General features: G+C 69.5%; 3 protein-coding genes. 1 reads left to right on the top strand and 2 read right to left on the bottom strand.

What is annotated here, in order from left to right; genetic code table 11:
• Together AC1DYX_RS27570 and AC1DYX_RS27565 are read right to left on the bottom strand one after the other, a co-directional pair.
• A partial coding sequence (locus AC1DYX_RS27570; protein WP_477264845.1) for a PAS domain-containing protein occupies positions 1 to 1,325 on the bottom strand: 1,325 nt, incomplete at its 3' end.
• Positions 1,326 to 1,336: 11 nt separating this feature from the next.
• Entirely contained in the window at positions 1,337 to 2,191 is an 855-nt protein-coding gene (locus AC1DYX_RS27565; protein WP_477264843.1) for a phosphate/phosphite/phosphonate ABC transporter substrate-binding protein, read from the bottom strand.
• 368 nt (positions 2,192 to 2,559) lie between these two features.
• Between AC1DYX_RS27565 and AC1DYX_RS27560 the strand changes: the two genes are divergently transcribed.
• A partial coding sequence (locus AC1DYX_RS27560) for a PAS domain-containing sensor histidine kinase (RefSeq protein ID WP_477264841.1) occupies positions 2,560 to 5,081 on the top strand: 2,522 nt, incomplete at its 3' end.

Below are 5,081 nucleotides of genomic sequence, written 5' to 3'. Positions count from 1 at the left end.
CCCGTGACCTGGGCCAGCCGGCCGGCGCCCGCGCGCAGCAGCATGCCGTCCTGTACGGCCTCGAACAGCGCGGCGCAGGGCGCGCCGAGGCCGCGCGCGGCGGCATCGGCCGCGTCCTGGAACAGTTCGTCGAGGTCGTTCGCGGCCAGCGCCTTGCGCCCGAGTTCCGCGATCAGGGTCTGGCGCTGCGCGTTCTCGACGATGGCACGCTCGAAATCCTTGCGCTCCGTGATGTCGATGTCGATGCAGATATAGCGCTCGACGGCGCCCCTGGCATCGAACATCGGCACGATGGTGCGGTACCAGTGGCGCCGGCCATGGCGCCCGGCGATCACGACTTCGCCATTCCATACGCGGTCGGACGGCTGCCAGGGCAGGCGCGCGCCGGCCGGACGGCCGACGTCGCCCAGGCGCTGGCCCACGACCTCGGGGCGGGTGAAGCCGCTGCTCGTCACGAACAGGTCGTTCACGCCATTGATGATGCCGGCGGCGTCGGCCTCGCACACGATCGCGGCCTGGTCCAGCGCGCTCTTGTGCTGCACGAGGGAGTTCATCAGCGAATCGATGCGCTGGCCGAACTGGTCGCGCAGGCTGGCAGCGCTGCGGTTGACGGCGCGGATCGCTTCCTGGATCTCGGTCGGGGCGTCGGCCAGCAGCGCCGCCTCCGCCGTGATGCGGCCGGCCGTCACGTCGTTCTCGAACGAGCGCAGGCGGCCCAGGTTGTCGAGCCAGCCGCGCACGAGGGTCCGCATCAGCAGCAGGCTCGCGACCAGCACGACGAACGCCACCCCGGCCGTTTCCAGCACGAAGTTCCACAGCTGGGCGGCCAGCTTGTCCGCGTCGAACTGCAGGCGCACGACGCCATAGTCCTTGCCGCCCACGGTGGCGATGCGGTTGACGTCGTACAGCTTGGCGGCGATGAGGGTCGTCAGCCACGCGGGCGCCAGCCCGCGCGTGACACGTGGCGCGTCGACGCGGATCGCGCCGCCGGCCACGTCGATGAACTCGGCGCGCCGGAACGGCGACTGCAGCAGCATCCGGCCCAGCGTGCGCTTGACCGTGTCGTAGTCGCCGATCACGGCGCTGTCCTCGATCGTCTGCGTGGCCACCTCGACGAGGGTCATCGCGGTGTCCTGCGTCTCTTCGATATGCTGCATGAACTGGTAGCGGTAGAACAGTCCCAGTCCCGTGCCCATCGACAGCAGCAGCGTGAGGGTGGTCACGGTGAACACGCGGCCGACGAGGGAACGCGGCAACAGGCGCGCCAGCAGCGCCGCTGGCGACGGTAGGGGCCGCGGACGGAAGGATGGGCGGAGCGGCATCATCGCGGCGGCTGTCAGCGCACGGCCAGCGGCGCATCCGCGTAGAACGCGCGGTAGCCGGCATAGTCGGCGTCGCTGGCGGCGACGAACGACAGGGGCTCGGCGGCATGCACGAGCGCCGCGGCGGCCGCGAGGATGCGGCGGCCTTCCGGATCCTTGTCCATGTCAAAGAACGCCTGGGCGACGGCATGCACCTGGTCGGCCGGCACCCGCGGCGAGGCCATCAGTGCCAGGTCGGTGAACGGCTCCGAACTCCACAGCACGCGGAACGATTTGCGCTCGCGCCCGCTGTAGTGCTGCACCAGCTTGGAATTCGCGCCAGCCGCCTTGACCTTGCCGGCGAACAGCTGGGTGAACGCACCGTCCATGTTGCTCGCGAAAATGACGTTGACGGGGACGTGCTGGCGCAACAATTCCGCGTAGGCCACCTTGTAGGCGACGACCGCTTCCGGTCCCGGGAAGGCGACGGGGGCGCCGGCCAGGTCTGCGAGGCTGCGGACGGGCGAATCGGCGGGCACGACGATCTGTCCCTGCAGCGGCGGCCCGTCGCGCCGGCCGAACACGGTCCAGCCCATCCGCGCGCGCGCCGGGGTGAACAGGTGATTCGTGAACGCGAAGTCGACCTCGCGCGCGAACACGTAGCTGGTCGTGTCGGCCTGCGTGCGGCCCAGCTTGAGGTCCAGCGGCACCCCGCTCCTGCGCGACACGTAACCGATGATCGGGTTCCAGAAACCGGCCGAGACCTGCAGGTTGTACTGGTTCACCGGCGAGAAGCGATAGACCGGTGTGTCGCCGGCGCGCGCGGCGCCGGCGGCGAACAGACCGGCCAGGACGGCCGGAGCGAAGCGGACGATGAGTGGACGGACCATGGTCGTTGACGTTGCGCCGGCGGAACGCCCGGCAGGAGTTGTCGACTATAACATATTTCCRGTTTGCAACAAGACAAAACGTTTTGCCAATGTGGAGTAGCGAGCGCGGCGGTACCTGTTATATTGCTTGTGATTGCAATCTTTGGTGCGCCACGTCGTGTCATCACGATCGCCTTTATATGGCGGGCTGCATGTCTTGCCGTGCAGATCAGGCCATTTGACGGGCTCTGCAGGATTTCATTACCCGTCGGCGCGGATTTCTTTAAATATTGTTAAACGTGGCGAGCACGATTGAAATCCGGTTGGCAGTGATCGGATTGTCAAGTAATCTCGGGTGGCAGGCCGTAGGCAACCAATAATCGACAATCATGGCCGACTCGACACCTGACGCACCGACCGGAGTCCGCGACGACGCCGTCGTGGAAGCGATCCTGCGCGGCCGCCCGGCGCACCTCGCGATGCACGACCCGGCGGCGGAAAGCGCTGCGCTGGCCGGGCTGGCCCAGATCCTGGCCGATGCCCCCGAGGACACGCTGCAGCGCCTGGCCGACGCCGTGCGCGCGCTGTGCGGCGCCGACACCGTCGTCGTCGCAGTGCGCGAGGGCGCTGCCGGGCCGCCGCAGGGGCCCGAGTCCGAAGCGGGGGCGGGCCGCGAACAGGGCCCGATGGACGGCGGCGACATGCTGCGCTGGTGCGTCGTCTCCGGTGCGCCGGCCGGACCGCAGGGCGGGCGCTGGGCGCTGGACGACTGTCCGTGCGGCGTCGCCATCCAGACCGACGGCGCCGTCCTGTTCGATCACCCCGCCACCGCGTTCCCGTCGGTGCGCGCCAGCGGCCTGGCGCCGGGCGAATGCCTCGGCGTGCCCTGGCGCGTGCGCGGCTTTCCTGCCGGGGCGTTGATCGTCGTGCTGGCCGAGGGCAGCGGCGCGCGCTTCGACTTCGACGACCTGCGGCTGCTGCGCGCCTGCGCCCCGTTCGTCGCGGCCGCCCACCAKGCCGGCGGCGGGATCGAGCGCAAGGTGGAGGAAAGGCTGCGTCCCGTCCTCGAAAGCAAGGAGCACCTGGAGCGCGAGGTCGAGGAAAGCCGCGCGGCCGAGCGCCTGCTGCGCGAGCACAAGGCCCTGATCGACGCCACCCTCAGCATCGGCACCGTCGGCGTGCTGTATTTCGACATCGACGGCACCGTGCGCGACGTCAACGCGGCGTTCGAGCGGATGACGGGCTATACGCGCGCCGAACTGCAGGCCATGCCGAACTGGCGCGACATGACGCCGCCCGAGTTCCGGGAGGTGTCGGCGCGCGCGCTGCGCGACCTGGTGGAGCATGGCGTCACGCTGCCTTGCACCAAGCAGATGACGCGCAAGGACGGTACCCGCTGGTGGGGCCTGTTCGCGCCTGCGCGCATCTGGGGCTCGGGCATGGAGTCGCGCTGCGTGCTGTTCGTCATCGACGTCACCGAGAACAAGGAAACGGAAGCGCGCCTGGCGGAAAGCGAGGAGCGCTTCCGCGCGATGGTCGAGGGCTTCGCACAGACCGTGTGGGAGACGGATGCGCACGGGCGCGTCGTCGCCGGCTCGGCCGGCTGGACGGCGTACACGGGACAGCCCGAGGCGCAATCGCTGGGCGTCGGCTGGATCGATGCCGTGCACCCGGACGACCGTGCCTACGCGCTGCGCGAATGGCGCGCGGCCGTCGGCACGCGGCGGCCGCTGAACGCCGAGTTCCGGGTGCAGACGGCGGCCGGCGGTTGGTGCTGGACCAATGCGCGCGCCGCGCCGCTGTTCAACCGCGACGGCAGCGTCCGCAAGTGGGTCGGCATGCACATCGACGTCGACGAGCGCCGCCGCACGCAGGCCGCGCTGGCCGAAAGCGAGCGCCGCTACCGCATGTTGTTCGAGGCGATGGACGAGGGCTTCCTGCTCGCGACCGTGCGCTTCGACGACGACGGCCGGCCCGTCGGCCTCGATTACGCGGAAGCGAACCCGGCCGCCGTGCGCATGGCGAGCATCGCCTATGTCGGCCCGGGCGTCCTGCGCATGCGTCCCGAGCACGAGCCGTGCTGGTTGGATGCCTGCGCCCAGGTCGTGCGCACGGGCGTGTCGAGCCGCTCGCAATGTTTCTCGCAGCCGCTGGCCAGCTGGTACGACTTCTTCGTCTACCCGGTGGGCGGGCGCCAGGTGCCGCGGGTGGCGATCCTGTTCCATGACATCACGGTGCGCAAGCGCGCCGAGGACGCCTTGCGCGAAAGCGAGGGCCGGTTCCGCGCGCTGGCCGACGCCTCGCCCGCGCTCGTCTACCAGTTCGACGCGGACGGCAACGTCATCTACCTGAACCAGCGTTGCGTGACGGACGTCCAGCTGCCCGGTTCCGCAGTGGAGCAGGGCAACCGGGGCTGGAAGAGCATCAAGCGGCCGCACGACATGGACGCCTACCTGCGCGACGTGTACGACGCCATCCGCATGCGCGGCGCCTTTACCCAGCGCATCCACACGATGGTGCGCGACGGCAGCTGGCACTGGTTCGAATCCCACGTCTCGCCCTGGCATTCGGGCGAGGGAGAACACCGTGGCTACGTCGGCATCTCGCTCGACATCACGGGGGCCGTCCAGGCCGAGGAGGCGCTGAAGGAGGCCGATCGCCGCAAGGACGAGTTCCTGGCGACCCTGGCCCACGAATTGCGCAACCCGCTGGCCCCGATCAGCAATGCCGTGCAGCTGATGCGCCGTCCGGACGGCCGGCGCCAGTCCGACCGTGTCGTCGAGATGGTCGGGCGCCAGGTGCGCCAGATGGTGCGCCTCGTCGACGACCTGATGGAAGTGTCGCGCATCACGCGCGGCAAGATCGACCTGAAGCTGGAGCGCGTGCCCTTTGCCGAGATCGTGCATGGCGC

The sequence above is a fragment of the Massilia sp. P2_C2 genome (assembly GCF_056404615.1).
The sequence above is the reverse complement of the archived record's forward strand: the minus strand, read 5'-3'. Positions and strand labels throughout refer to the sequence as shown.

Excerpts from the sequence above, each read along its gene's own strand:
- AC1DYX_RS27565 (WP_477264843.1), bottom strand. The coding sequence starts at position 2,191 with ATGGTCCGTCCACTCATCGTCCGCTTCGCTCCGGCCGTCCTGGCCGGT.